A 21,818-nucleotide genomic window follows, 5' to 3' on the forward strand; every position below is an offset into this window, starting at 1 on the left:
CCTGAATGATGTTGTGACGGTTCATAGTTGGTCGCGCAGTTCGCGGCGGAGCAATTTGCCGACCGGGTTGCGTGGGAGGGTTTCGACGATTTCGAGGCGCTCCGGGAGCTTGAACGAGGCCACTTCGCGGGAACGCAGATGTGTGACCAGGTCTGCGAGGGTGACGGTGGTTCCGGGCTTGGGAACTACGAAGGCGCAGCACTTTTCGCCGAGCACCTCGTCCGGGTAGCCGACTATGGCGATATCGGCGACGGCCGGGTGGTCGGAGAGCAGGCCTTCGATTTCTGCGGGGGCGATGTTCATCCCGCCTCGAATGATGATCTCTTTCACGCGATCCACGAAGCGCAGGTATCGGCCGCCTTCACCGCACAGTTCGAAAACGTCTCCGCTGCACAGGTATCCCTCCTCATCGAAGGGCTCGGTGGTTGCGGTGCCCGGTAGGTAGCCGCCGAACACAGCAGGGCCGCGCATGCGGAGTTCTCCTCGGTCGCCCAGCGTCGTGACTGTCTCTCCCGTGATGACGTCGACCAGCTTCACGGCCGTGCGCTCGGCCAGCCGGGTTGACCACTGCACGCCGGGAGCACCGTAGTGCGGCAGATGTTGCGCTCGCACAGTCGGATCCGGGATATCCGCCGGTGCGCCGAGCAGGCTCACGCCCTCATTCGAGCCGAAGAAGTTGAGGACGTGGATGCCGAGTTCCTCCTGCCAGCGGCGGACTACGGGCGGCGGTAGCGGCGCGCCTCCTGAGCCGACGGTAAGCAGGGACGACAGGTCCGCTCGGGCACGCAGGGTCTCGTTCTGCAACAGCATGGTCAACAGGGCGGGCGGCATGCTGGTGTGCGTGACCCGGTGTTCGGCGATCTGCCGGAAGAAGACGGACAGGTCCAGGGGGTGGTGCTGGACCAGATGGCCGCCGGCGAGCAGCCAGGGCAGGAAGGCTCCGGCGAATCCGGCCATGTTCACCATGGGAAAGGGGTTGAGTACCACTGAGTCCGGGGTGATGCCGAGGCCGTCCTGGACGCTCCGGGCCACTGCCAGCCAGTCGCCGTGACAGCGTGGGATGCCCTTGGGCGCGGCCTCGGTGCCGCTGGTCCAGCAGACGGTGATCCGGTCGTTCACGGTCACTTTCAGCGCGAGTTCGTAGTCACGCATGCGGGTGCGGGCCGGCAGGTCCGCGGGATCGCCCAGTGCCACAGACTCTTCCGGGATGCCGGGACCGAAGGCGAAGACGGTGGCATCGCTGTCCATTACCGCGAGTGCCTCCCGCGCCAGCTCACGGCCGGAGAGTGCACCGGCGGTGATGATCGCATCGGCCTCTGTAGCAGCGACAATGCCGGAGATTTCATGCCTGCGGTAGGAGGCGGGCATGGGTGTGGCCACCGCGCCCAGCCGCCACAGCGCGAGGTAGGTGGCTGTCAGTGCGACCGAGTTGGGTAGCAGGACCGCCACCGTGTCACCCTGGCGGATGCCATTGGCGAACAGGACTGTCGCGATATCGATTACGTGGTCGTCGAGGCCCTGCCAGGTCAGGGTGCGCGGTTGGGCGCCGGACAGTTCTTCCAGGTTCGCCGGGTCGGTGATCGCGGGGTCATCGGGGGCTGAGACGACGCGGCGGCGGAAGATTTCCGGGATCGTCTCGCCCTCCCACCAGCCGCGCTCGAGGTACCCGCGGACGGTGCCCTCCGGGTGGCAGGGGCGTACCGGGTGGCGGGTGCGGCCCGCACGGCGGGTGCTGGCAATCGGTGCGGGAGCGGATGATTCGGCCATGTGGTTCCCTAGGACTCGTAGTTCTCAGGACAGACGACGCAGGACCACAGCGGAACCCAGGCCCAGTGCGGCGGGGATCGTCACCAGCGCATATTCGCCGTCGCAGCGCCGCAGGGCATCCAGCGCTTGCGCGATGAGAATGCCGCCCGACGCACCGAGTGGATGACCTACCGCGACCGCACCACCCGACGGATTCACCCGTGCTGGATCGAGATTCAGTGCACGGGTCAGCAGTAGGGGTGTTACCGCGAAGGATTCGTTGACCTCCACCACATCGAGGTCGGCGGCGGTGATTCCGGCTCGGCGCAGAGCGGTGCGGGCAGCCGTCACAGGTGCGGTCAGCAGGGGTGAGCGAACAGCCGTTTGAGCGGTTCCGGCGATGGCGGCCACCGGACTTCGGCCAAGTGTGCGAGCCGCCTGGGCATTGCCCAGCAGTACTGCTGACGCGCCGTCCGCGAGCTGAGGTGCGGTGCCAAGCGTGTGCAGCCCGGCGGCCGGACGAGGTGCGTCGGGTAAGCGGCGAGCAACTCGCTCCCAGGAGGGGTCTTCACCGAACAGCGCGGGTAATGCGGCGAAGGCTTCGACAGTGGCGTCCGGGCGTGCGCCCTCATCAGCAGCGAGCAACAATGTTCCGCCCTTGCGAACCGGGATCACCCGATCGGAAATGGCTGCGACACTGGCTCTTCGGTGTGATTGCACGGCGTAAGCGTCGAGTTCCGCGCGGGTAATGCCGTGCGCGGCGGCTGTGAGATCCGCTGAGACACCGATGGTGACAAAACCGGTGCGCTCCCCCAGGTCATTGTCGGCGGCAATGGCGGGCCGGTCGGACAGCATCGGCACACGTGACATCGATTCCACGCCACCGGCAATCATGATGTCCGCATATCCGGCGGCAATGCGCGCTGCAGCGCTCTCCACCGCGTCCAATCCCGAGCAACACAGCCGAGACACCACTCCGCCGGGGACCGAATCCGGCCAGCCCGCCCACAATCCGGCGGCACGGGCGACATCACCGCCCTGCTCTCCGACGGCCGTGCTCACCCCGACGATGATGTCGTCGACGGATTCCGGTGGGCACGAACGCTTCTCCAAAGCGGAGAGCAACTGGCCGAACAGTTCATAGGGCGGCACGTCGGCGAGGATGCCGCCGGCTTTGCGCACTCGGCCACGAGGTAGTCGGACAGCGTCGTAGATGTAGGCCTCAGTCATGGTCGATCCTTGCGAGCGTCTGCAGGGTGCGATAGGCGGCAGGATCCGCTGCCGAGGTCACGGGAACCACCACGATTTCGTCGGCCCCGGCCGCTCGGTACGCGGTCAACCGTGCGGCCAAGGTGGCCTCGTCGCCGAACATGCCTACTGTGGCGGCCAATTCGTCGGGTACAGCCGCCAGTACTTCTCGTGGATGGCCGCCCGCTTGTGCCGAACGGACCACATCGCCGAACCCGGCCTCGGTGAACATGGCGTCATATCCGGGTGCGCGCAGGTACCCGACCACTCCACGCCGCACCGTGGTGAGCATTTCAGCGGAGGGGTCGGCCGCCGCTGTTACCCATACGGAGATTGCCGGTGCCGGGCGACCCGCTTCAGCGGCGAATTCCTTGACCGCCGTGGTACATCGGGCCACCTGTGCGGGTGTCACCAGGTTCAGCACCACCCGATCGGCGGTACGTGCGGCGGCGGCCAATGCCCGCTCCCCGAAAGCCGCCACCACCAGTTCATAGCGCGGAACAGCTGTTGCAGATTCGGCAGGCAGGGAGACCACCGGATATCCCGCGTCCACCTGGATGGTGGCGGACACCTGCGCCGCCCCGGAACGCGCCGTGCTCAAACGCTGTTCAGCAGCGGAGGCCGAGGGCACCTGGGATTCAGCCTGCGCGGCGCCGAGGCCGGGCAGGCGTAGCCGGTAGCCGCGTATGCGTTCCACTGTCCCGTCGAAGTCGGCCTTCTCACCGTCAAGTAGACGACGGACGATACGAGCCGACTCCTCCAAATGCACTGCGGTGCGTTGTCTTTCCCGGCCATGCCAGTCCCTCACCACCACCGTGCTGGAGGTGCCGAGCGCTATATCGACGGGACGGCCGGTGAGGGCGGCAACGCTGGCGACCCCCATAGCGATCGTCGCCGGGCTGCGCACGGCCACCGCCAGCGGGCCGATACACAGCGGAATACGGCCGGGCGCTTGCCCGATGGCGGTCGCCAGCGCGAAGGCGTCGAACGTCGCCATCTCGCCGATCCAGAGCCGGTCGAAGCCGAGTTTGTCGGCGGCTTCGGCAACCAGGAGCGCGTCCAGGGGATCGCGGTCCTGCCAGTACGGCAGGCTGACGCTCAAACGTGGATTATGCACGGGCGCAACCCGTTCAGGCGATGGGCTCGGAGGCGGCGCGCATGCGGTCTCCACTCACCCAGGTCGCGTGGAAGCCGAGCGGGATGCGGGTGGGCAGGCCCAGGCGGCAGACCGGCCCGGTGCTGAGGTCGGCCGCATCGTAGATCCATACCTCACCGAGCCCGGTGTGGTTGTTGTGGGCGAACATGGTCAGCCAGGCGTCGTCCTCGCGGTCGCCGTCGGGGCGTGGCACCACGGTCAGCTCACTGCCGAACATGCCGTCGCCGAAGGGCGCGGTTTCCTTCGCGCCGGTGAGCAAGTCGTACTTGATGACGGCATCGAAGATCATGGTGCTGTCCACCGAGAGCTGCATCTGGTACGAGTAGCGGCCGCGCTGTCCGGTGATGCCCAGGTCGATGGCCGGGAATTCGGTGTTCACATCGTCCATGGGGGTTTCGATGGTGGCGCCGGTGCGCAGGTTGAAGCGGTACTTGTGCAGCTTCGCCTCCGGGCGCAGGTAGGCGAGCAACTGTGCGAGGGGGTGTGCGCGATCGGAGACCGGGCTCGGTTCCGTGACCCGGCAGACCACCAGCACGATTTCGTCGCCCTCCTCCCAGGAGTTGACGGTGTGATAGATGTAGCCGGGCGCGGCCTCGAACCACTTCGCTTCTGTGCCAGCGCCGTAGCGCGGCAGGACTGCGAACCGGCTGGGCAGGTTGCGGTCGAAGAAGATCTTGAACCGGCCGGCCGCGGCGGCGCGTGGGTCGTTGTAGAGCGGCAGATCCATGAGGATCGAGTAGTTCTCGGTGATCGCCATATCGTGCGGCAGGCGCGGGCCGGGCAGTTCGAGACCGGTGAAGTGCGTGACGGTGCCCGCCGCGTCCGCGACGCCGTAGCGCAGGTACGGGGCATTGATGCCGTAGTCGAAGAAGAGCAGTTCCTCGGTGCGCTCGTCCACCTTGGCGTGTGCCGAAACCTCGCCCGGCAGGGTGCCATTGAAGTCGTCGACGCCGCGGGTCTCGAGGCTCACCGGGTCCAGTGCGTACGGCTTGCCCGCGCGGTACCAGAGGGCCAGCAGATTGCCATGGTGGTACACGACATCGGTATTGGCGGAGTTGCGTTCACGGCGATCACCTGCCGGGTTGTCGTCCCAGGGCTCGATGACGCCGCGCCACAGCGCGGTACCGGCGGCCTTCTCGGCATCGAACTCGGCGGTGCGAATGTACCGATTGCGGTAGGTCGCCCGGCCGTTGTCGAAGTGCACCGCGTGCAACATGCCGTCACCGTCGAACCAGTGGTAGCGGCCCATCGGCGCGAATTGCGGGTTCGGCCCGTTGCGGACGTACACGCCGTCCAGATCCACCGGCAGCTCGCCGTACAGGACCGTGAGGTCGGTGGCCGTGATCTCGTCGGCCGTGGCGGCGTACGGACCCTCCAGGTACGGATTGGTCAGGGCCGCGGCGGCCGGGGCGATGAGTTCTTCATTGAGCGGCATGAGAGGCGCCTCCAGTGGCTGGGCACAGACGGCCCGGCGAATTTCACTACAGTTAATGAAGTGATACGCGTCTCAGCGAGAGCTGTCAAGAGCCGTCAGGGTCGTTCGAACCGCACGTCGGTGCGCCCGAGCACCGCATCGCAGCCCCGGCACCGCAGTGCGGGAATCAGTACGGCACCGCAATCGCGGTGATGAATGCGCAGACCGGGTTCCGGATTCTGCGGGTGCGCCTGATTGGACCAGGCGAGCAGAAAGGCGAAGACGCCGAACAAGGCTCGGCCGCGCGGAGTCAGGCGGTATTCGCGCGCATCGGTTTCCGGGCGATCCAGAATCCCGGCTTCGACCAGGCGGGTCAGCCGCTCGGTCAAGGTGGTCGGCGACATGTGCAGGGCCACACGGAATTCCGAGAACCGGCGGACGCCGGCCAGTGCCAGACCGGTGACGGCGGCACTCCAGCGGTCGCCGATGGCTTCCATGATCTCGTCGAATCGGGCGTCTACCCGCGCAGGCGGGGCCGACCGGGCAGCGGAGCGGCGGCGACCCGAAGTGATATGCCACAGCGCATCGCGGTCCAGCTCCACATCGGTGTCGTGGGGGGTTACCGTGCGACCGCAACCGCGGCACATGAGCACCGGCGGGCCGCGGTGGCCACAGTCCGTATGCACGAATTCCGGGAGCAGCGCCCACTCCGGCGTCCACTCCCGCTGCCAGGACCAGACGCAGACCAGGATTTCCCAGGTGTCCAATCCGAGCGGGGTGAGCCGGTATTCGGCACGGTCACGCACCAGCACCCCGGCATCGACGAGCGCCGCCAGCCGCGCGGTGAGCACGGCCGGCGGGGCCCCGGTGCGGTCGCTCCACTGACTGAAGCGGCGGGAGTGTTCGACGAAGGCCAAGCGCAGGATGGTCAAAGTCAAACGGTCGCCGAGCAGATCGAAGGTGGCGGCAACGGAGTTCGACAACACTTCACTAACTGTACTGGATTGGCGGGCTTGGGTGCCCTTCGACACGGCCAAGCCCACCGGGATCAGAGCGCAGCCGTCACAGCGACAGCGACTCCATCTCGCGTTCGACAGCCACCTCGTGTTCGGCCGCCGCCTCCGCAGCCTTCCTCGGGCTCCAGTAGCCGGACATGGCGAATACGAACGGCAGGAAGATGACCTGCGCGATCAGGCAGATCCACCACCAGGTCCGCCACTGCTTCGGCGAATCGACCTGCGCCTGTTGCACCTCCTTGGCATGATCGGACAAATACTGCTGATCAGCCGTCGGGATAGCGCTCACCGCCTTCAATTGTTCACTCGCAGTGGTCAATTGCGGTCCCACCTGCGAGGCCACGGCCAGATCGTTGACCGGCACCACCTTCGCAGCGGTAATGCGCGCGGTGGCCTGATCCGGTGGAATATTGAACTTCTTCGCCACCTGTCCGACCGCTGTCGCGGCCGACTGCTGATCATTGGGATTGATCAGCAGTTTGGTGAGCACCGCCGGGTCGATCGACTGCAGTGTGGCCAATTCCTGCGGGTATTTGGCATTGAGGGCGAGGGTGGTCTGGACATCCGCGGGTGCGGCGCCCGTCAGTTTCACCAGTGCCGCAACCTGTGCCGCCGCATCGTTCGGATTGGCTCCGAGCGCTGCCATGGTGTCGGTGCCGACCGTCTGGATGGTGGCGATCTCGGTGTGATACTTGGCCGCGATCTCCTGCAGCCGTGGACCGTAATTCACCAGCGTTCCCGCCGCGGTGACCACGAGGAGCAGGCCCAGCAGGACGAAAGTGACCACCGTCCGCAGAGTTCCACCCCAGACGGCGAGCCCGGCAACCGTGGCCGCGGGATTGCGGTTCTCCACGGTCTCGGTGAAGCTGGCCATCCAGGTGGCGTAGGCAATGCCGCTGCCGACCGCGATGAGACTCAGCACTATCGCGAAGGTGTAGTAATCGGTGCCGGGTTTATCGGTGTATCCCAGGAAGGCGTAGACACCGATGATGCTGATTATCGCCCCGAAAATCATGAAGGGCTTCCGCACCTTCAGATAGTCGGAGACGATGCCCGTCAGCACCAGGCTCACCGCATTGGCGATCCAATACCAGTTACCGAGCGCATTGGACTGCGCCGAGGTGAATCCGAAGTTGGTCGCCAGGTAGACCGGTAGGAAAGACACGATGGTGTAGAAGAACGCCAGGAATATCGAGATGGCGAAGGCGGAGCCGACAATATTGAAGGTCAGCATCTGTTTCCACTGATCGCGCTCGAGACTGCCCACGTCCAGCCCGCGCGCGCGGGCCTCGACGAGTGCCCTGTCCTTGATCGACACCATGATCTGATCACGCAGCGCGGGACTCAGCTCACGCAGGCCGACCAGGCCTATCAGCGAGATCAGCACGCAGATCGCACCGCACAGCCGGTAGTGGAACTGCCAGTCCGGGTGGGCGTCGAGGGTGTGGGTGGAGATCTCGGTGGTCACCAGCGCGCCGAGTACCGGGCCCAGCGTCCAGAAGCCCATGGCCGAGGCACGGCCCAGCTGTGGTGAGAAGTCACGAACCAGGGCCGGGGTGGCCACCAGGACAGCGCCTTCCACAATGCCGACCAGGCAGTAGACCGCCAGGTACTGCTCTTTGGTGGTACATGCCGGTACCGCCAGGAAGGTGAGGAGCGAGCAGATCACCGTGCCGTAGGCGACCATATTGGCCCGCCCCCACCGGTCGAGCAGGCCCGCAATGACCGAGGCCACCGCACCGAATGCGGCGCCGATGATGAAGATTCCGACGAAGTACCGGAACGAGAGATGGAAGTAGGCAATGAGCTGATTGCCCACCGCGCCCGATACGAAGAGCTGGTAGTACAGGGCGACCGAGGTGATCACCACGAGGAACAGGTACCAGGACCGGGCCGGGGTATCCGGATAATGCGGAATCTTGCGCTGCCAGAGGCCGGTGAGCAGCGTGGGCGGCTGCAGGCCCGGGGCTGCGGACGGGACAGCGGTCGGAGTGGAACTCATGATCGAGATGCCTTTCTATCCCAGGCATTTCGTGCGACTGGAAGACCCTTGTGATTCGCCACGAGCAGCCGAGGTGATCACAGGGTAGCGGTCACGAGTGATCCGTATCACTGTTACCGCGAATCAAGATCTATTTCAAGATCTCCGCAGACCCGAGATCTACGCGTCGCCGTCGCGGAAGTACAGGATGTTCGAACCGTGGCCGGACAGCGGGCCGGATTCGGCGGCCTGCCGGATACCACTGCCCGGAAGCATGGTGAGTTTGGTGAACATCGTGGTGTTGCCGAACGCGGAACGCACCTGTGTTTCGGAGGCATAGTCCGCGCCGTGTTCCGCGAGGGCCTTGAAGTCCAGCGGGGCGAGCGGCTTTTCCAGCGGTATCTGCCCGGCCGGCAGCCCGAGCGCCGCGTACTGGACGGCCGAACCGCCCTCGTACCAGCACAGTTCGTAGGACATGTGCTCGGTGGTGGTCACGCTGACCACGGGCCATTCGTGGGAAAGCCGCAGTGCCAGTGGATGTTTACCGACCGGCGCCACCTCCCAGTTCAGGCTCTTCACGGAAACCCAGTGCTCGGAGACCTTTTCGATGAGCACCACGTCCTGGCCCAGCCGCTCGGCGCGATTGGCCTCGGGGTCCGGTGTGCTCCAGTGCTTTTCGTCCACTCCGAGGTAGGCGGTGGCGGGCACGGTCTGCGCGCCGTCCACGCTGTAGGCGGCGAGCACGGCGGCCCGCACCAGGGTGACGGCATTGCGGGAGGAGCAGCGCACGCCCAGCGCACCGAAGGAGGTGCTGATCTCCATCGGCTTGGAGGGCTGATCGGGCATGGCGCCGGCGGCGAGGGGCTTGAGACCCACCAGCGCCAGCTGCCAGTTGACCTCTTCGATGGTCGAGAGGTCACCGGCGCTCTGGTACAGAATCTGCTGCTGGGTGAGATATCCGGCGCGCTCCAGCGTCGCGCATTCCAGCTTGCGCAGGGCGGTGAGCGTCTTGCTGGTGAAGCCGATGTCCTCAACCTTGATATCCCGCAGCTGCTGAGCCATCACTGGGGAGGTGACCAGCGCATAGTGTTCGCGGTACAGGGCGATGGCGGGCTTGCGCTGCTGTCCCACCATGAGCGTGCGCAACAGGGTATTGAGACTCGAGAGATACCGCGCGGCCTGCTCCGGATCCGCGGCGAACAACGCGGCGCGAATGCTGACGGCGTCCCGGCCCGCGGCGACGGCCGCGGTGGGGTCGAGGCGGCACAGCCACACGCCGCACTTGGCCAGTGCGTCCGCACAGACGGCCGCGGCATTCGGATAGTTGTGCGCTACCTGGCGATACGCATTACACGCATTACGGATGGTGGCGGTGGCGAGCTCACGATGACCGATGAGGCGAGCGGCCTCCTCGAACAGCCGCAGCGCCTCCTGCACCTCGTTCGCGAAGATCGCATTCACATGGCCGGCGGTGAGCCAGCGCAGCCGCAGCAGCACCGCTTCCTGCGCGGGTTCGAGCGCCGAGGCCGACCGATCGCGCTGCGCCGGATCGTTTTTCGTGGCCATGAGGCCCCGCGCGAATGCGCATAGCGTGGTGGCGAGCTGCAGCTCGGTTTGAGGCGAACGGTCCTGGGCGGCTCCGCGATCCGAAGCTACCTGGCGCTCGATGGCGCTGAGATCCATTGCGACCTTCAAACTCCCGCATCACCGTGCACGTGCGACCTCGGTACGGCCGCCTCGCATGTTTGCGCCGAGTCTGCCATATATCCCGCGCCCGGGTCAGCCGAGTGTCGGTATGCCCCAATTCTCCTGACGGAGGAACAGGGGGCTACGCCAGGCGGCCCACGGTTCCTATGGTGAATCCACCACGCCATTCCAGATCGCGAACCCGTCATGCGTACTGATCAGCCCGCCGGAAGCTCGTCCAAATACAGGTTCACCGGCGGCGCCCGGGTGCTGCGCGCACTACTGCCACCGGCCCAGCTGCTGGTCGATTTGCCATGGGCGGCAGCCACAATCGCGATCATCCGCTCCTGCTACCTGTGGGCGGGGCTGTGGCTGAGCATCACGCTGCTCTCGGTGTCGCTGTTGCCCTGGCTGCTCACCCAGTTCACTTCCCTGACCAGGCTGGACGAGGATGCGCGGCGGCGGCGGGCCGCCGGATCTTCGGGCCGAGTGCGATATCCGCACACCCGGGCCGTGGCGGCTGCTGTCCTGACCGCGGTATGGAAGGACGTATCGCGGGCAGCGGGGATCCCCGCATCCCGGTACCGGCTGACGCTGATCGACTCACCCCTGGTGAACGCGTACGCCTACCCGAGAAGGCTTATCGCCGTGACAGAGGCCGCGGTACGGCAGTTGACATCACGGGAGCTGCGCGGGGTCGTCGCTCATGAACTCGGACATGAGCTGATCGGTGGCTGGGGCTACCGCGCGCTGAGATCACTGTGCATCGGGCCCATGGGAACTGTGTTCTACATGTCGATCCTCCCGCTGCTCGATTTCATCAACAGCGGCTATAGGTCGTTCCCGCCGCTAGGACTACGAACGGCGTGGACCGCACTCGTCAGAACAATCCTGCTGCTGTGCCCCGTATCCGCCGGCGTAGTCGCGCTCGTCGCCGCTATGACGCCGGCCTTGGGCACTTCTGCGGCAATAGGCCTAGCTGCCGCCTGCGCTGTACAACCACTCGCGCGAATGTGGCTGGCATGGCGCGAGGAGTACCTCGCCGATCGGGTAGCCGCCGACCTCGGGTACGGGGCAGGGCTCGCCAGTCACCTCTCGAACAGCGCGAAGTTCCTCGATCCATTGATCCTCACCCACCCGCCCTTTGCGGCGCGAATTCGCAAGATCCTGGTTCGGACGAACGAACTTCGCTACTACCCACGGCCGGCGTAGCGCAGTTGCTGCGGCTTCTGGCGATCGTGGGCCTCGCGACCCGAGAGATGCTGCGGCACACCCACTTCCCACCAGGCACCGGCTTCGGTCCAGGACGAGGGCTGGGTGCGCACCACCACTACGGCGGGCCGGCGTTCGGTGACGGCGGCATTGCGGGCGCGGGCGTAGGCGTCCCGGAACTCCACCGATTCGCCGACGGTGAACACCACGCAGCCGAGGGAGCGGGCGTGGGCGGCGAAATCGACGCGCGGGGGTTCGGTGTGGTGGGTGCGGCAGTTGGCATAGAAGTTGTTGAACGGCTCGCCGCCCTGGCCCTCCTGCAATCGGGCGATCACCGCATAGCCGTCGTTGTCGCAGACGACCGCGACCATGGGGTGCCCGGCGAAGGCCGCGGAGAAGAGTTCGGAGTTGAGCATGAGGTAGGAGCCGTCGCCGAGCAGGGTGGTGACCAGGCCGCTCGTATAGGAGCGCGCCTCGTCGGAGACGACCATGGCCGCGCCCCAGGCACCGGAGAGCTCGTATCCCATGCAGGAGAAGCCGTATTCGACGTCCATGGCCGGTTCGCCGCCGGTGGCACGCCAGCCGCCGACGAGTTCGCCGGGCAGGCCGCCCGACGCCGTCATGACGTAATCGTGGGGGCCGCTGAGGTCATTGACGACGCCGACGATCTGAGCGTAGGTGGGTGCGCCGAGGGCTGGACTGCGGAGCTTGTCGATGTGTGAGTCCCAGTCGGTGCGGACCGCGAGTGCGCGGGCAGTCCAGGCCGGATCCGCTTGCCACTGTCCCAGTTGCGGCGCGAGGTCTTCCAGTGCGCCGTCGGCGTCACCTACCACCGCGAGCGCGCCGTGCTTCACCGCGTCGAATCGGGCGGCATTGATATGCACCAGGCGCACTTCGGGGTCGAAGACTGTCCACGAGGCGGTGGTGAAATCTTGCAGGCGAGTGCCGATGGCGAGCACCACATCGGCTGCAGCGGCGAGAGCATTGGCCGACGCTGCGCCGGTGACGCCCAGCGGGCCCGCGTACAGGGGGTGATCATGCGGCACGAGGGTGCGGCCCGCGGTCGTCTCCGTCACCGGAATACCGTGCTGCTCAGCGAATTCCAGTGCGCGGGTAGCGGCACCGGAGTAGCGGACACCGCCACCGAGGATCAATAGTGGACGATCTGCCGTGCCCAGGACGTCGGCCGCCTCGGCCAGACTGCGGCGGTCGGGGCGCGGACGCGGGATGCGGTGCAGCACGGGCTCGAACAGCGCGTCCGGGAAGTCGTAGGTCTCGACCTGAATATCCTGTGGCAGTGCGAGAGTCACCGGACCCGCATCGGCCGGATCGGTGAGAACGCGTGCCACCTGAGGAAGGGTCGCGATGAGTTGCTCGGGCCGGGTGATGCGGTCGAAGTAGCGGCTCACCGGGCGGAAGGCATCATTCACCGTGATGGTGGGGTCGCCGAAGTGCTCCACCTGCTGCAGCACCGGATCGGGTGCGCGACTGACAAATGTATCGCCGGGCAGCAGGAGCAGGGGCAGCCGATTGGCATGTGCCACACCGGCGGCCGTGACCATATTGAGCGCCCCGGGACCGATGGAGGAGGTCGCTATGCCGACCTGGCGGCGCTGCGCCGCCTTGGCGAGACCGACTGCGGCCAGGGCCATGCCCTGTTCGGTGTGCCCGCGCCAGACCGGGAGTTCGTCGAGCCGCTCCTGAAGCGCCGTGCCGAGTCCGAGCACATTGCCGTGCCCGAAGATGGCGAAAACCGCTGGGAATAACGGCACTTCAGCACCGTCGAGGGTTTCGGACCGCTGGGCGACCAGCCAGGCCACCAGGGCTTGTGCGGTCGTGAGTCTCATACGAGTCGTCCTTCGTGCGAGGTGACCGGGCAGCGCGGGTCGAGCGGTTCATCGGCCCACTGCGAGCGGACCCAGGCGTGCGCGGGGTCGTCACAGAAGGCCATGGACCGTACGGGGGCGGGACCGGCCAGCACATTCAGGTAGTACATGGGGTAGCCGGGCGCGGCGATGCAGGGGCCGTGATAGCCGTGCGGGATCAGGAAGACGTCGCCGTCGCGTATGGCGACGTTCTCGTCCAGCGCGCCGTCGGCGGTGTAGGTGCGGTGCATGCCGAAACCTGTCGCGGAGGGAGTTATTCCATCCGATCCGGCAATGCGGAAGTAGTAGATCTCCTCATTGACAACCTCGCAGTCGCTCGCCTCGTCGTGCTTGTGCGGCGGATAGGAGGACCAATTGCCATCGGGTGTGATGAGTTCGCAGACATTGAGCTTGTCGGCGTGGTCCCAGACGCCGGGAACTCCGAACCCGGTGACCTGCCGTGTCGCCGGGCCCGCCCCGCGGACCTCCACCGGGACCTGTTCGGCCGGACCGTATTTCGGAGTCAGGCGGCGGGTACAGCGGGCCATCGGCAGCGCGAGCTCCAGACCGTCCACGGTGGACAGCTCGACCTCGGCGTCACGAGGGACGTAGGCGAAATCGGTCACCCGGGTGAAAACTGTTTCGCGGCCGGTCAGTTCGAATACCTCGCCGTCGACGCGGACCGTGCACGACCCGGACAGCGGCAGTACGAAGGCTTCGAAGTCGCCGGTGTGCACCGTGCGTGATTCGCCCGCGGCCAGCCGAAGCACTCGCAGCCCGGTGTAGGTCCAGCCCGCGTCGGCAGGCGTGAGAACTACGGGATCTGCTCCATCGCAAAGGGTTCCGCTCGGGTGGTGGAGTTTGCTCACGAGGCTGCCTCCAGCACCCGGGCAGCTTTGTCCACCGCGCCCGCCACATCGCCGTCGGGCGGGTAGAGCAGGCTGCGGCCGACTACCAGGCCGCGCACCACATCGTGGGTGAGCGCCGCGCCCCAGGAAGCGAGGTCTGCGGCCGGGTCGCCAGAAGGCGCGCCGCCGAGGACCACCACGGGCAGAGTTGTCGCATCCAGTGCCGAAATATCCTGGGGTGCTGGGATCTTCAGCCAGGTATACGCCGAGGTGACGCCGAGGCCCGACGCCACGGTCATGGCGCGCTGGAGTGCGGCGGCATCGCGGTGCATGACCAGCGCCCCGGACGGATCGCGGCCGTAGGGCAGCGGCTCGACCATCGCCATGAGTCCGTGCTCGGCCAATTCCGAGACCGCGCGGGCACAGGCTTCCAGCGTCGGCACTGTACCGGGATCCGAATCCACCAGGCGCAACAGCATTTTGCCGCCGTCCAGACGGTATTTCACCAGTGATTCCGCGTCGTATCCGGTGAAGCGGTCGTCGATCTCCCAGTCGGCCCCGGCCAGACCGCCACGGTTCATGGAGCCGATGACGATCTTGTCGTGCACGGCGTCCAGGAGCAGTAGCTCCTCCACGATGTCCGGCGACCCGAGCACACCGTCCACGGCGGGATTGTCGAGCGCGATGAGCAGCCGCTCCAGCAGCGTGCGCCGACCGGCCATGGCGGTACTGTCGGTACGCACGCCCAGTGCCCCGCGGGCCGGATGATCGGCGGCGACCAGGAACAGTGTGCCTTTGTCCGACAGCAGATTCGGCCGGCGGCGACGGTCGGCGTAGGCGGCGCGAATCGCCTCGGGTTCGGTGGCTCGGGCGCGCAGTAGTCGATACCATCGTTCATCGGTCAGGTGCACAGCAACTCCTCGATCTCGGCGGCGGTCGGCATGGCGTCGGCGCAGGCCAATCGCGAAGCCACCAATGCCCCGGCGGCATTGGCATAGGTGGCGATGCGGTGCGGGTCCCAGTCCGAGAGCAGGCCGTGGATGAGGGCCCCGCCGAAGCCGTCGCCCGCACCCAGACCGCAGACCACCTCGATGCGGCAGGGCTCGACCGTCCAGCGTTCGTGCTCGGTGGCGACCAGCACGCCGTCGGCGCCGCGTTTGATGACGGCCAGGCGCACGCCGCGGGCCAGCAGCCGATCGGCCGCCTCGTCCGGATCGGCGGAACCGGTGGCCACCTGCACTTCGGTTCTATTGCCCACCACCACATTCACGTGGTCGACCATCCAGCCGATCTCGGTGCGGGCGGTCTCGACATCGGGCCAGAACATAGGCCGGTAGTCGAGGTCCAGCACCGTGTGGCCGCGGCGGGCGCGGCGCTCGAGGATCGCGCGCTGGGTGGTGCGGCCGGGCTCGGCACTGACGCCGGTACCGGTCACCCACAGCAGTGGGACGGAATCGACCACATCCCAGGGGATCTCGTCCGCGGTGAGGGTGAGATCCGGTGCGATGGGTGCGCGGTAGAACAGCAGCGGCGGGTCGGCGGGCGGATTGAGCTCGCAGAACACCACGGGGGTATGGAGATTCGGTGCGGTGGCGACAAAATCGTTCACCACATCGAAGTCCTCGAGCGCCGTGCGCACGAAGTCGCCGAATCCGTCGGGCCCGACCTTGGTGAGGATGGCGGTCCGGCGGCCCAGGCGGGCCGCCGCCACCGCGACATTGGTGGCGGTGCCGCCGAGGAATTTGGCGAAGGTGGTGACCTCCGCCAGCGATACTCCGCTCTGCTCTGGGTACAGGTCGACGCCGACCCGTCCGATGGTCAGCACCTCCAGATCGGTCACGGCGTCACCACTCGCTGCAATTCGTGCTGCAGCGCTTCCAGTTCCGCGCCGCCGGACATCTGCCGGGTCAGTTCCGACAGATCGATCTCGGACTTCTCGTAGCAGCCGAGCATGCCGCCGCGCTGCAGCAGCAAGAAGCGATCACCCACCGGGTAGGCGTGGTGCGGATTGTGGGTGATGAGCACAACGCCCAGGCCGCGTTCGCGGGCCTGCACCACGTAGCGCAGCACCACGCCCGCCTGCTTGACACCCAGTGCGGCGGTGGGCTCGTCGAGAATCAGCACCTTGGCCCCGTAGTGCACGGCGCGGGCGATGGCGACGCTCTGCCGCTGACCACCGGAGAGGGTCCCGACCGGCTGTTCCAGATCGTTGAGCTCGATTCCCATATCCGACAGGGCTTTACGGGTGATGTCCTGGGAGGTGCGCCGATCCAGCAGCTCGATCGGGCCATAGCGCTTGACGGGTTCGGAGCCGAGCACAAAATTGCGCCATACGCTCATGAGCGGGACCACCGCGAGATCCTGGTACACGGTGGCGATGCCGAGATCCAAAGCCGCACGGGGCGAGGAGAATCGGGTTGTCTCGCCCTCGATGCGCAATTCGCCGGTGTCGTACTGGTGCACGCCGGACAGGATCTTGATGAGCGTGGATTTGCCCGCGCCATTGTCGCCCAGCACACAGGTGACCTCGCCCGCGTTCACCACCATCGAGACATCGTGCAGCGCAACGACACCGCCGTAGCTCTTGCCGATATCCACTGCTTCTATGAGTGGCACAGTCATCGGCGTACCCTTTCCGCTCGCTTCTTGAATGCGGTATTGACCAGCACGGCCGCGAGCAGCAGGACGCCGAGGAACAGCATGAACCAGTCGCTGTTCCAGCCCGCGAACACAATGCCCTGCCGCGCCATGCCGAAGGTGAGCGCGCCCAGCGCCGCACCGACCACCGAGCCGAAGCCGCCGGTCAGCAGGCAGCCGCCGATCACCGCGGCAATGATGTACTGAAATTCCAGTCCCACACCCTGATTGGCCTGCACGCTGGAGAAGCGCAGCAGATTGCACGCGCCCACCACCCAGCCGGCGAAGGCCGTGGTCATGAAGAGCAAGATCTTGGTGCGGGCGGCGGGCACACCCACCGCGCGGGCACTCGGCAGCGAACCGCCGACGGCGAAGATCCAGTTGCCGAATCTGGTGCGCACCAGCACGATTCCGGCCAGTGCGGTGAGCACGATCCACCACACCACCGACGCCTGAATATGGGCATCGCCGATATTCGTGGTGGAGGCGAACACCCAGCCCGCGGACTGGTAGCCGCCCGATGCGCGAATGCCGGATACCTGCACGGTGCCGGTAATCCATCGGGTCACACCGAGATTCAGGCCCTGCAGCGCGAGGAAGGTGCCCAGGGTGACGATGAAGCTCGGCAGGCCGGTCCGCATGACCACCCAGCCGTTGAGCGCTCCGACCGCCAGCGCGAATACCAGCGAAACCGCCAGCGCCAGCCAGACATTCCAGCCCGCGTTGACCGCGAGCAGTCCGGTGACCAGTGCCGTGGACGCAGTCATCACACCGGCGGAGAGATCGAATTCGCCGCCGATCATGAGCAGCGCCACCGCCACGGCCATAATGCCGAGTGTCGAGGCATCGTCCAGCCAGTTGGAAACGCCCAGGGCGCTGAAGAACTTGTCGGTAATGATGGAGAAGAACAGGAACACCACCAGCGCGCCGATGAACGCGCCGAGTTCGGGCCGCACGATCAGCCGCTGCAGTATCGAGGCCCGGAGTCCGGTGGGCTCCGTGGCCGACTCGGAAGCCGTTGTGGCAACACTCATGTCATTCACTCCCGACACTCACCGCGTGCCCTGGGCGACGAGCCCGGCGACGACATCGACATTGGTCTTGTCCACGAAGGCGGGACCGGTCTGCACCGGAACGCCGCCACCGACGCTATTGAGGTTGGACCGGTACAGCTTCAGCATGACCACCGGCAGATAGCCCTGTTCGTACTGCTGCTGATCGATCGCGAACAACAGGGTGCCGGCCCGAATGGCAGCCACCACATCATCATTGAGATCGAAGGTGGCAATGGCGGCCTTCGACTTGGACTCGCGCACCGCATCGACCGCTCGGGCGGCGATCTGCGAATTCAGCGTCAGCACCGCGTCGATGGACGGATCCGATTCCAGCGCACCGCGGATGCGCGCCTGCACATCGGTGGGATTGTTGATATCGACCTGCAGGGTGACCGCGGTGCCGAAGCCCTGGGTCGCACCCGCGCAGCGTTCGTTCGCGCCGATATTCCCGGCCTCATGGATCACGCACAGCATCTTGTGTTTTCCGGCGGCCGCGAGGCGCTTGCCCGCTGAGGCACCGGCCAGCCGTTCGCTCTGACCCACATGCCCGATGGCGCCGAACTGGACGCTTTCTTCTTCACCGGAATTGATGGTCACCACCGGAATGCCGGCCGAGATCGCTTTTTCGACGGAGGTGCGCAGCGCATCCGGATTGGCCATGGAGACCACCAGGCCGTCCACGCCCTGTGCCACCGCATTGTCGATGAGCTTGGCCTGCTGACCCGGATCGCCGGCGGAGTTGTATTCGACGCGCACACCGAGCTGCTTGCCCGCCGCCTCCGCGCCGTTCTTGACCACATTCCAGAAGGCGTCACCGGGTGAACCGTGGGTGACCACGGCGACCGTATTCAGCTTGCCGACCTCGACGGGCGCCTGCGCGGGCGTGGTCTGATCGGAACCCGGACCACTGCAGGCCGCCAGGACCGCGGCGGCCGCGATCCAGGGCGCCAGTCGACGCCAGCGCTTCCCGCGGCTTCGTAAAGATGGGGACCTCATTGTCATCACCTCCCCACTAAATCCGGGTCGGGGTCGATTGGACCCCGATTTCGACCAGGTGTCGCAGACTTCGTGCCGTATCTCGGGTCGGACCGTCCGCGGAGTCACCGGGGAGCAGCGCCGTGTCCTGCTCGAGGACGTACCAGCCGTCGTAGCCCGCCGACTGCACCGCATGCACCAGAGCGGCGATATCGACGTCGCCGTCACCCAGCGGGACATAAAGCCCGTCGCGCACCGCGTCGCTGTATTCCATTCGGCCGCAACGCACTTCGTTCGCGATCTCGAGGCGCACGTCCTTGAGGTGGATATGCCCGATGCGTTCGGGGTACTGCCGGGCCAGCGCGACCGGATCGGTACCGCCGATGGCCAGGTGCCCGGTGTCCAGGCACAGATCGAGCTCCGAGTCGGCGAGAAAGCGCTGCACCTCGGCTTGGTCCTCGACGTGCGTACCGGCGTGCGGGTGCAGGGTGACGCGTAGACCGTATTCGGCCGCGATATCGCCGATGGCGGCGGCCGTCTCGATCAGGGTCCGCCACTCGTCGTCGGTGAGCGGCATCCGGGAGTTGTAACCGTTCGCGCCGGTGGCAGCGGCGAGTATCAGCACCTCCGCGCCGGTGGCCGCGAACAGTTCGGCGGTCACGCGGGCAGCGGTGAGAGCGACGTCCGGTTCCCGGTGCAGGGCCAGGGCCAGGAAACCGCCGACCGGTGCGATGCCGTGCGCGGCAAGTTGATTGCGCAGCTCGACCGGATCGCTCGGTAGATAACCGGGTGGTCCGAATTCGGTGGCGGTCAGACCCAGGCCCGCCATGGCCGACAGGACGGTGCCTGAATCGAGGACGTGACCCCAGCCCGGAACTTCGCACACGCCCCAGGAGATGGGTGCGGCGGCAATACGCAGTGGGGTGGAACGCAGGGGATGGAGCGGTTCGGTCATCGGCACTTCCCAGACCCGTCGGTAGCCATCATGTACAAGCGCTCGATTGGAGCGCTCCAACAATGTAACCCCAATCACAACGGTGTCAAGAGCCGGTACTGACTCGCAAAGTGGTGTTCCACCTTGCATATTCGGTTTCACCTGCGCTGTTGTACGGGAGAAAGAATGTCCGAATCACGCGATTAGAGCGCTCTATTGCTGAGGGCACTTCAGCACGGTAGCGTCAGGCAGCATGACAGGACCGACCATGGAGGACGTCGCCGCCCGAGCGGGTGTCTCCCGCGCACTGGTCTCACTGGTCATGCGCAATTCCCCCAAGGTGAGCGAGCATCGCCGGCGTGCGGTGCTGCAGGCCGCGCAGGATCTCGGGTATCAGCCGCACCTCATGGCCCGGTCACTGGCCAGCCGCACCTCGAACATTGTCGGCGTCATGGTGTCCGATCTGCGCAATGCCTTCTTCGCCGATGTGGTGGAGGGTATGGACGAGGCCGCGCAGGACAATGGTCTCGAACTCATTCTCACCACCGGGCGGCGCAGCGCGGAGCGGGAAGGCACGGCGCTGGCCAGTCTGCTGGCGTTCCGGCCGGGCGGGATCATCCTGCTCTCACCGGTACTGCCGACCTCCTCGATTCGCGATGCGGCACAACGGTGTCCGATGGTGCTGGTATCGCGCGGATCCAGCATTCCCGAGGTGGACACCGTCAATGACGATGGCGAACTGGGGGCCGCGCTCGCGGTTGATCACCTGGTCGCACTGGGGCATCGGCGGATCGTGCATCTGGACGGCGGCGGCGCCTTCACCGCCGCACCCCGGCGCCAGGGGTACACCGCGGCCATGGTCCGGCACGGGCTGGAACCGATGGTCATTGCCAGCGAGCACACCGATGAAGCCGGTGCGGCGGCGGTACGCAGCCTGTTGAATCTCTTCTCCCCCAGCAACTTTCCCACCGCCCTGATCTGCGGCAATGACTTCAACGCCGTGGGCGCCATGTCCGCACTGACCGAGGCCGGACTGCGGGTGCCCGAGGATGTCTCGGTCGTCGGTTACGACAACACCTCGCTGGCGGCACTGCGCCATGTCGCCCTGACCACCATCGACCAGCCCCGCAATCGCATCGGGCAGTTGGCCGTCGCGGCTCTCACCGAACGATTGCGCGACGGTCGGACCGAACCGGTCCGCCAGCGCCTGGAACCCAGCCTGGTCGTCCGCTCGACCACGGCCGCACCCCGCGACTGACCGGGGACACCACCGATTTCGAAGGAGCACACATGTCCACGATCAGACTGGGCCTCGCGGGCACCGGCCGTATCGGCAGCTCCCACGCCGAAACCCTGACCACCCTGCCCGGCGTCGATGCGGTGATCGTCGCCGATGCCGACGCCGAGCGCGCCCGGGCCACCGCCGACAAACTCGATATCGAATACGCACCCGATATCGACGCACTGCTCGCCGCCGGCCTCACCGGGCTGGTGATCACCACGGCCACCGACTCGCATCCCGAGCTCATTACCGCCGCCGTGGATCGCGGCATCCCCGTCTTCTGCGAAAAGCCTATTGCCGCAGACATTCTCGGCACCCTCGCCGTGGTCGAACGCGTCGCCGGATCGACGGTGCCGGTGCAGATCGGCTTCCAGCGCCGCTTCGACGCCGGATATCGCGCCGCCCGCGCGGCGGTCGCGTCCGGGGAGCTCGGCTGGGTGCACACGCTGCGCGCCACCACCCTCGATCCGGCTCCCCCACCGGCGGAATACATTCCGCGCTCGGGCGGGGTATTCCGCGATTGCGGCGTCCACGATTTCGACATCATCCGCTGGGTGACCGGACGGGAGGTGACCGAGGTATATGCCACCGGTGCCAATCGCGGCGAGCAGATGTTCACCGACGCCGGCGATGTGGATACCGCCGCGGTGATACTGCGCCTGGACGACGGTGCGCTGGCGACGGTTTCGCTGAGCCGCTACAACGGGGCCGGATACGACGTGCGACTGGAAGTCCTCGGCTCCCAGGGCAATGCCATTGTGGG

Annotated in this window: 18 protein-coding genes; 3 read left to right on the plus strand and 15 right to left on the minus strand. The window is 66.4% G+C overall.

Annotated elements, in window-relative coordinates; translation table 11 throughout:
- Window positions 1-21: 21 nt before the first annotated feature.
- The 7 genes from JWN03_RS01025 to JWN03_RS01055 form a co-directional block, all read right to left on the minus strand.
- On the minus strand, window positions 22-1,767 hold the full coding sequence (locus JWN03_RS01025; protein WP_297608242.1) for a class I adenylate-forming enzyme family protein: 1,746 nt from the start codon (window positions 1,765-1,767) through the stop codon (window positions 22-24).
- A 24-nt stretch (window positions 1,768-1,791) separates the two neighbouring features.
- Window positions 1,792-2,976 (minus strand): thiolase family protein, encoded by a 1,185-nt coding sequence (locus tag JWN03_RS01030; protein ID WP_297608244.1) that lies wholly within the window; start codon window positions 2,974-2,976, stop codon window positions 1,792-1,794.
- Window positions 2,969-4,096 carry an LLM class flavin-dependent oxidoreductase gene (locus JWN03_RS01035; protein WP_297608247.1) on the minus strand — a complete coding sequence of 376 codons (1,128 nt, stop codon included), beginning with the start codon at window positions 4,094-4,096 and terminating at the stop codon, window positions 2,969-2,971. Before JWN03_RS01035 ends, JWN03_RS01030 begins: the two co-directional genes overlap by 8 nt.
- Window positions 4,097-4,124: 28 nt before the next feature.
- Window positions 4,125-5,585, minus strand: coding sequence for a carotenoid oxygenase family protein (locus JWN03_RS01040; protein ID WP_297608250.1), 1,461 nt, complete (start codon window positions 5,583-5,585; stop codon window positions 4,125-4,127).
- 95 nt (window positions 5,586-5,680) lie between these two features.
- The gene (locus JWN03_RS01045; RefSeq protein WP_297608253.1) at window positions 5,681-6,550 is read right to left on the minus strand and encodes a winged helix-turn-helix transcriptional regulator; all 870 of its coding nucleotides are present in this window, start codon (window positions 6,548-6,550) and stop codon (window positions 5,681-5,683) included.
- A gap of 76 nt (window positions 6,551-6,626) precedes the next feature.
- Window positions 6,627-8,582: an MFS transporter gene (locus JWN03_RS01050; protein ID WP_297608256.1), complete on the minus strand. Its 1,956-nt coding sequence runs from the start codon at window positions 8,580-8,582 to the stop codon at window positions 6,627-6,629.
- Window positions 8,583-8,741: 159 nt separating this feature from the next.
- The gene (locus JWN03_RS01055; protein WP_297608259.1) at window positions 8,742-10,127 is read right to left on the minus strand and encodes a hypothetical protein; all 1,386 of its coding nucleotides are present in this window, start codon (window positions 10,125-10,127) and stop codon (window positions 8,742-8,744) included.
- Between the two features lie 327 nt (window positions 10,128-10,454).
- Between JWN03_RS01055 and JWN03_RS01060 the strand changes: the two genes are divergently transcribed.
- Entirely contained in the window at window positions 10,455-11,459 is a 1,005-nt protein-coding gene (locus tag JWN03_RS01060; RefSeq protein WP_297608262.1) for a M48 family metalloprotease, read from the plus strand.
- Here the strand turns inward: JWN03_RS01060 and iolD are convergent.
- The 8 genes from iolD to JWN03_RS01100 are packed head-to-tail and all read right to left on the minus strand — an operon-like array spanning window position 11,441 to window position 19,794.
- The gene (gene iolD / locus JWN03_RS01065; protein ID WP_297608264.1) at window positions 11,441-13,306 is read right to left on the minus strand and encodes a 3D-(3,5/4)-trihydroxycyclohexane-1,2-dione acylhydrolase (decyclizing); all 1,866 of its coding nucleotides are present in this window, start codon (window positions 13,304-13,306) and stop codon (window positions 11,441-11,443) included. The two genes, JWN03_RS01060 and iolD, sit on opposite strands and share 19 nt — an antisense overlap.
- Window positions 13,303-14,193 carry a 5-deoxy-glucuronate isomerase gene (gene iolB, locus JWN03_RS01070; RefSeq protein WP_297608267.1) on the minus strand — a complete coding sequence of 297 codons (891 nt, stop codon included), beginning with the start codon at window positions 14,191-14,193 and terminating at the stop codon, window positions 13,303-13,305. Before iolB ends, iolD begins: the two co-directional genes overlap by 4 nt.
- The gene (locus JWN03_RS01075; protein WP_297608270.1) at window positions 14,190-15,083 is read right to left on the minus strand and encodes a Cgl0159 family (beta/alpha)8-fold protein; all 894 of its coding nucleotides are present in this window, start codon (window positions 15,081-15,083) and stop codon (window positions 14,190-14,192) included. The genes iolB and JWN03_RS01075 overlap by 4 nt, the downstream gene beginning before the upstream one ends.
- The gene (iolC, locus tag JWN03_RS01080; protein WP_297608273.1) at window positions 15,074-16,012 is read right to left on the minus strand and encodes a 5-dehydro-2-deoxygluconokinase; all 939 of its coding nucleotides are present in this window, start codon (window positions 16,010-16,012) and stop codon (window positions 15,074-15,076) included. Before iolC ends, JWN03_RS01075 begins: the two co-directional genes overlap by 10 nt.
- Entirely contained in the window at window positions 16,009-16,794 is a 786-nt protein-coding gene (locus JWN03_RS01085; RefSeq protein WP_297608276.1) for an ATP-binding cassette domain-containing protein, read from the minus strand. Before JWN03_RS01085 ends, iolC begins: the two co-directional genes overlap by 4 nt.
- Window positions 16,791-17,843, minus strand: a complete 1,053-nt coding sequence (locus tag JWN03_RS01090) for an ABC transporter permease (protein ID WP_297608279.1) — start codon at window positions 17,841-17,843, stop codon at window positions 16,791-16,793. Before JWN03_RS01090 ends, JWN03_RS01085 begins: the two co-directional genes overlap by 4 nt.
- A gap of 18 nt (window positions 17,844-17,861) precedes the next feature.
- Complete coding sequence (locus tag JWN03_RS01095) at window positions 17,862-18,860, minus strand: sugar ABC transporter substrate-binding protein (protein ID WP_297608282.1); 999 nt, start codon at window positions 18,858-18,860, stop codon at window positions 17,862-17,864.
- A 16-nt stretch (window positions 18,861-18,876) separates the two neighbouring features.
- The gene (locus tag JWN03_RS01100; protein ID WP_297608285.1) at window positions 18,877-19,794 is read right to left on the minus strand and encodes a TIM barrel protein; all 918 of its coding nucleotides are present in this window, start codon (window positions 19,792-19,794) and stop codon (window positions 18,877-18,879) included.
- Between the two features lie 232 nt (window positions 19,795-20,026).
- Here JWN03_RS01100 and JWN03_RS01105 point away from each other — a divergent pair, with 232 nt between their 5' ends.
- Complete coding sequence (locus JWN03_RS01105; RefSeq protein ID WP_297608287.1) at window positions 20,027-21,031, plus strand: LacI family DNA-binding transcriptional regulator; 1,005 nt, start codon at window positions 20,027-20,029, stop codon at window positions 21,029-21,031.
- A gap of 32 nt (window positions 21,032-21,063) precedes the next feature.
- A partial coding sequence (locus JWN03_RS01110; protein WP_297608290.1) for a Gfo/Idh/MocA family protein occupies window positions 21,064-21,818 on the plus strand: 755 nt, incomplete at its 3' end.

Origin of the sequence: Nocardia sp., assembly GCF_025465275.1 — a bacterium.
Classification (GTDB): domain Bacteria; phylum Actinomycetota; class Actinomycetes; order Mycobacteriales; family Mycobacteriaceae; genus Nocardia.

Excerpts from the sequence above, each read along its gene's own strand:
- JWN03_RS01050 (WP_297608256.1), bottom strand. The coding sequence starts at position 8,582 with ATGAGTTCCACTCCGACCGCTGTCCCGTCCGCAGCCCCGGGCCTGCAG.
- JWN03_RS01060 (WP_297608262.1), top strand. The coding sequence starts at position 10,455 with ATGCGTACTGATCAGCCCGCCGGAAGCTCGTCCAAATACAGGTTCACC.
- JWN03_RS01100 (WP_297608285.1), bottom strand. The coding sequence starts at position 19,794 with ATGACCGAACCGCTCCATCCCCTGCGTTCCACCCCACTGCGTATTGCC.
- JWN03_RS01055 (WP_297608259.1), bottom strand. The coding sequence starts at position 10,127 with ATGGCCACGAAAAACGATCCGGCGCAGCGCGATCGGTCGGCCTCGGCG.
- JWN03_RS01085 (WP_297608276.1), bottom strand. The coding sequence starts at position 16,794 with ATGACTGTGCCACTCATAGAAGCAGTGGATATCGGCAAGAGCTACGGC.
- JWN03_RS01040 (WP_297608250.1), bottom strand. The coding sequence starts at position 5,585 with ATGCCGCTCAATGAAGAACTCATCGCCCCGGCCGCCGCGGCCCTGACC.
- iolD (WP_297608264.1), bottom strand. The coding sequence starts at position 13,306 with ATGAGACTCACGACCGCACAAGCCCTGGTGGCCTGGCTGGTCGCCCAG.
- JWN03_RS01090 (WP_297608279.1), bottom strand. The coding sequence starts at position 17,843 with ATGAGTGTTGCCACAACGGCTTCCGAGTCGGCCACGGAGCCCACCGGA.
- JWN03_RS01105 (WP_297608287.1), top strand. The coding sequence starts at position 20,027 with ATGACAGGACCGACCATGGAGGACGTCGCCGCCCGAGCGGGTGTCTCC.
- JWN03_RS01095 (WP_297608282.1), bottom strand. The coding sequence starts at position 18,860 with ATGAGGTCCCCATCTTTACGAAGCCGCGGGAAGCGCTGGCGTCGACTG.
- JWN03_RS01030 (WP_297608244.1), bottom strand. The coding sequence starts at position 2,976 with ATGACTGAGGCCTACATCTACGACGCTGTCCGACTACCTCGTGGCCGA.
- JWN03_RS01025 (WP_297608242.1), bottom strand. The coding sequence starts at position 1,767 with ATGGCCGAATCATCCGCTCCCGCACCGATTGCCAGCACCCGCCGTGCG.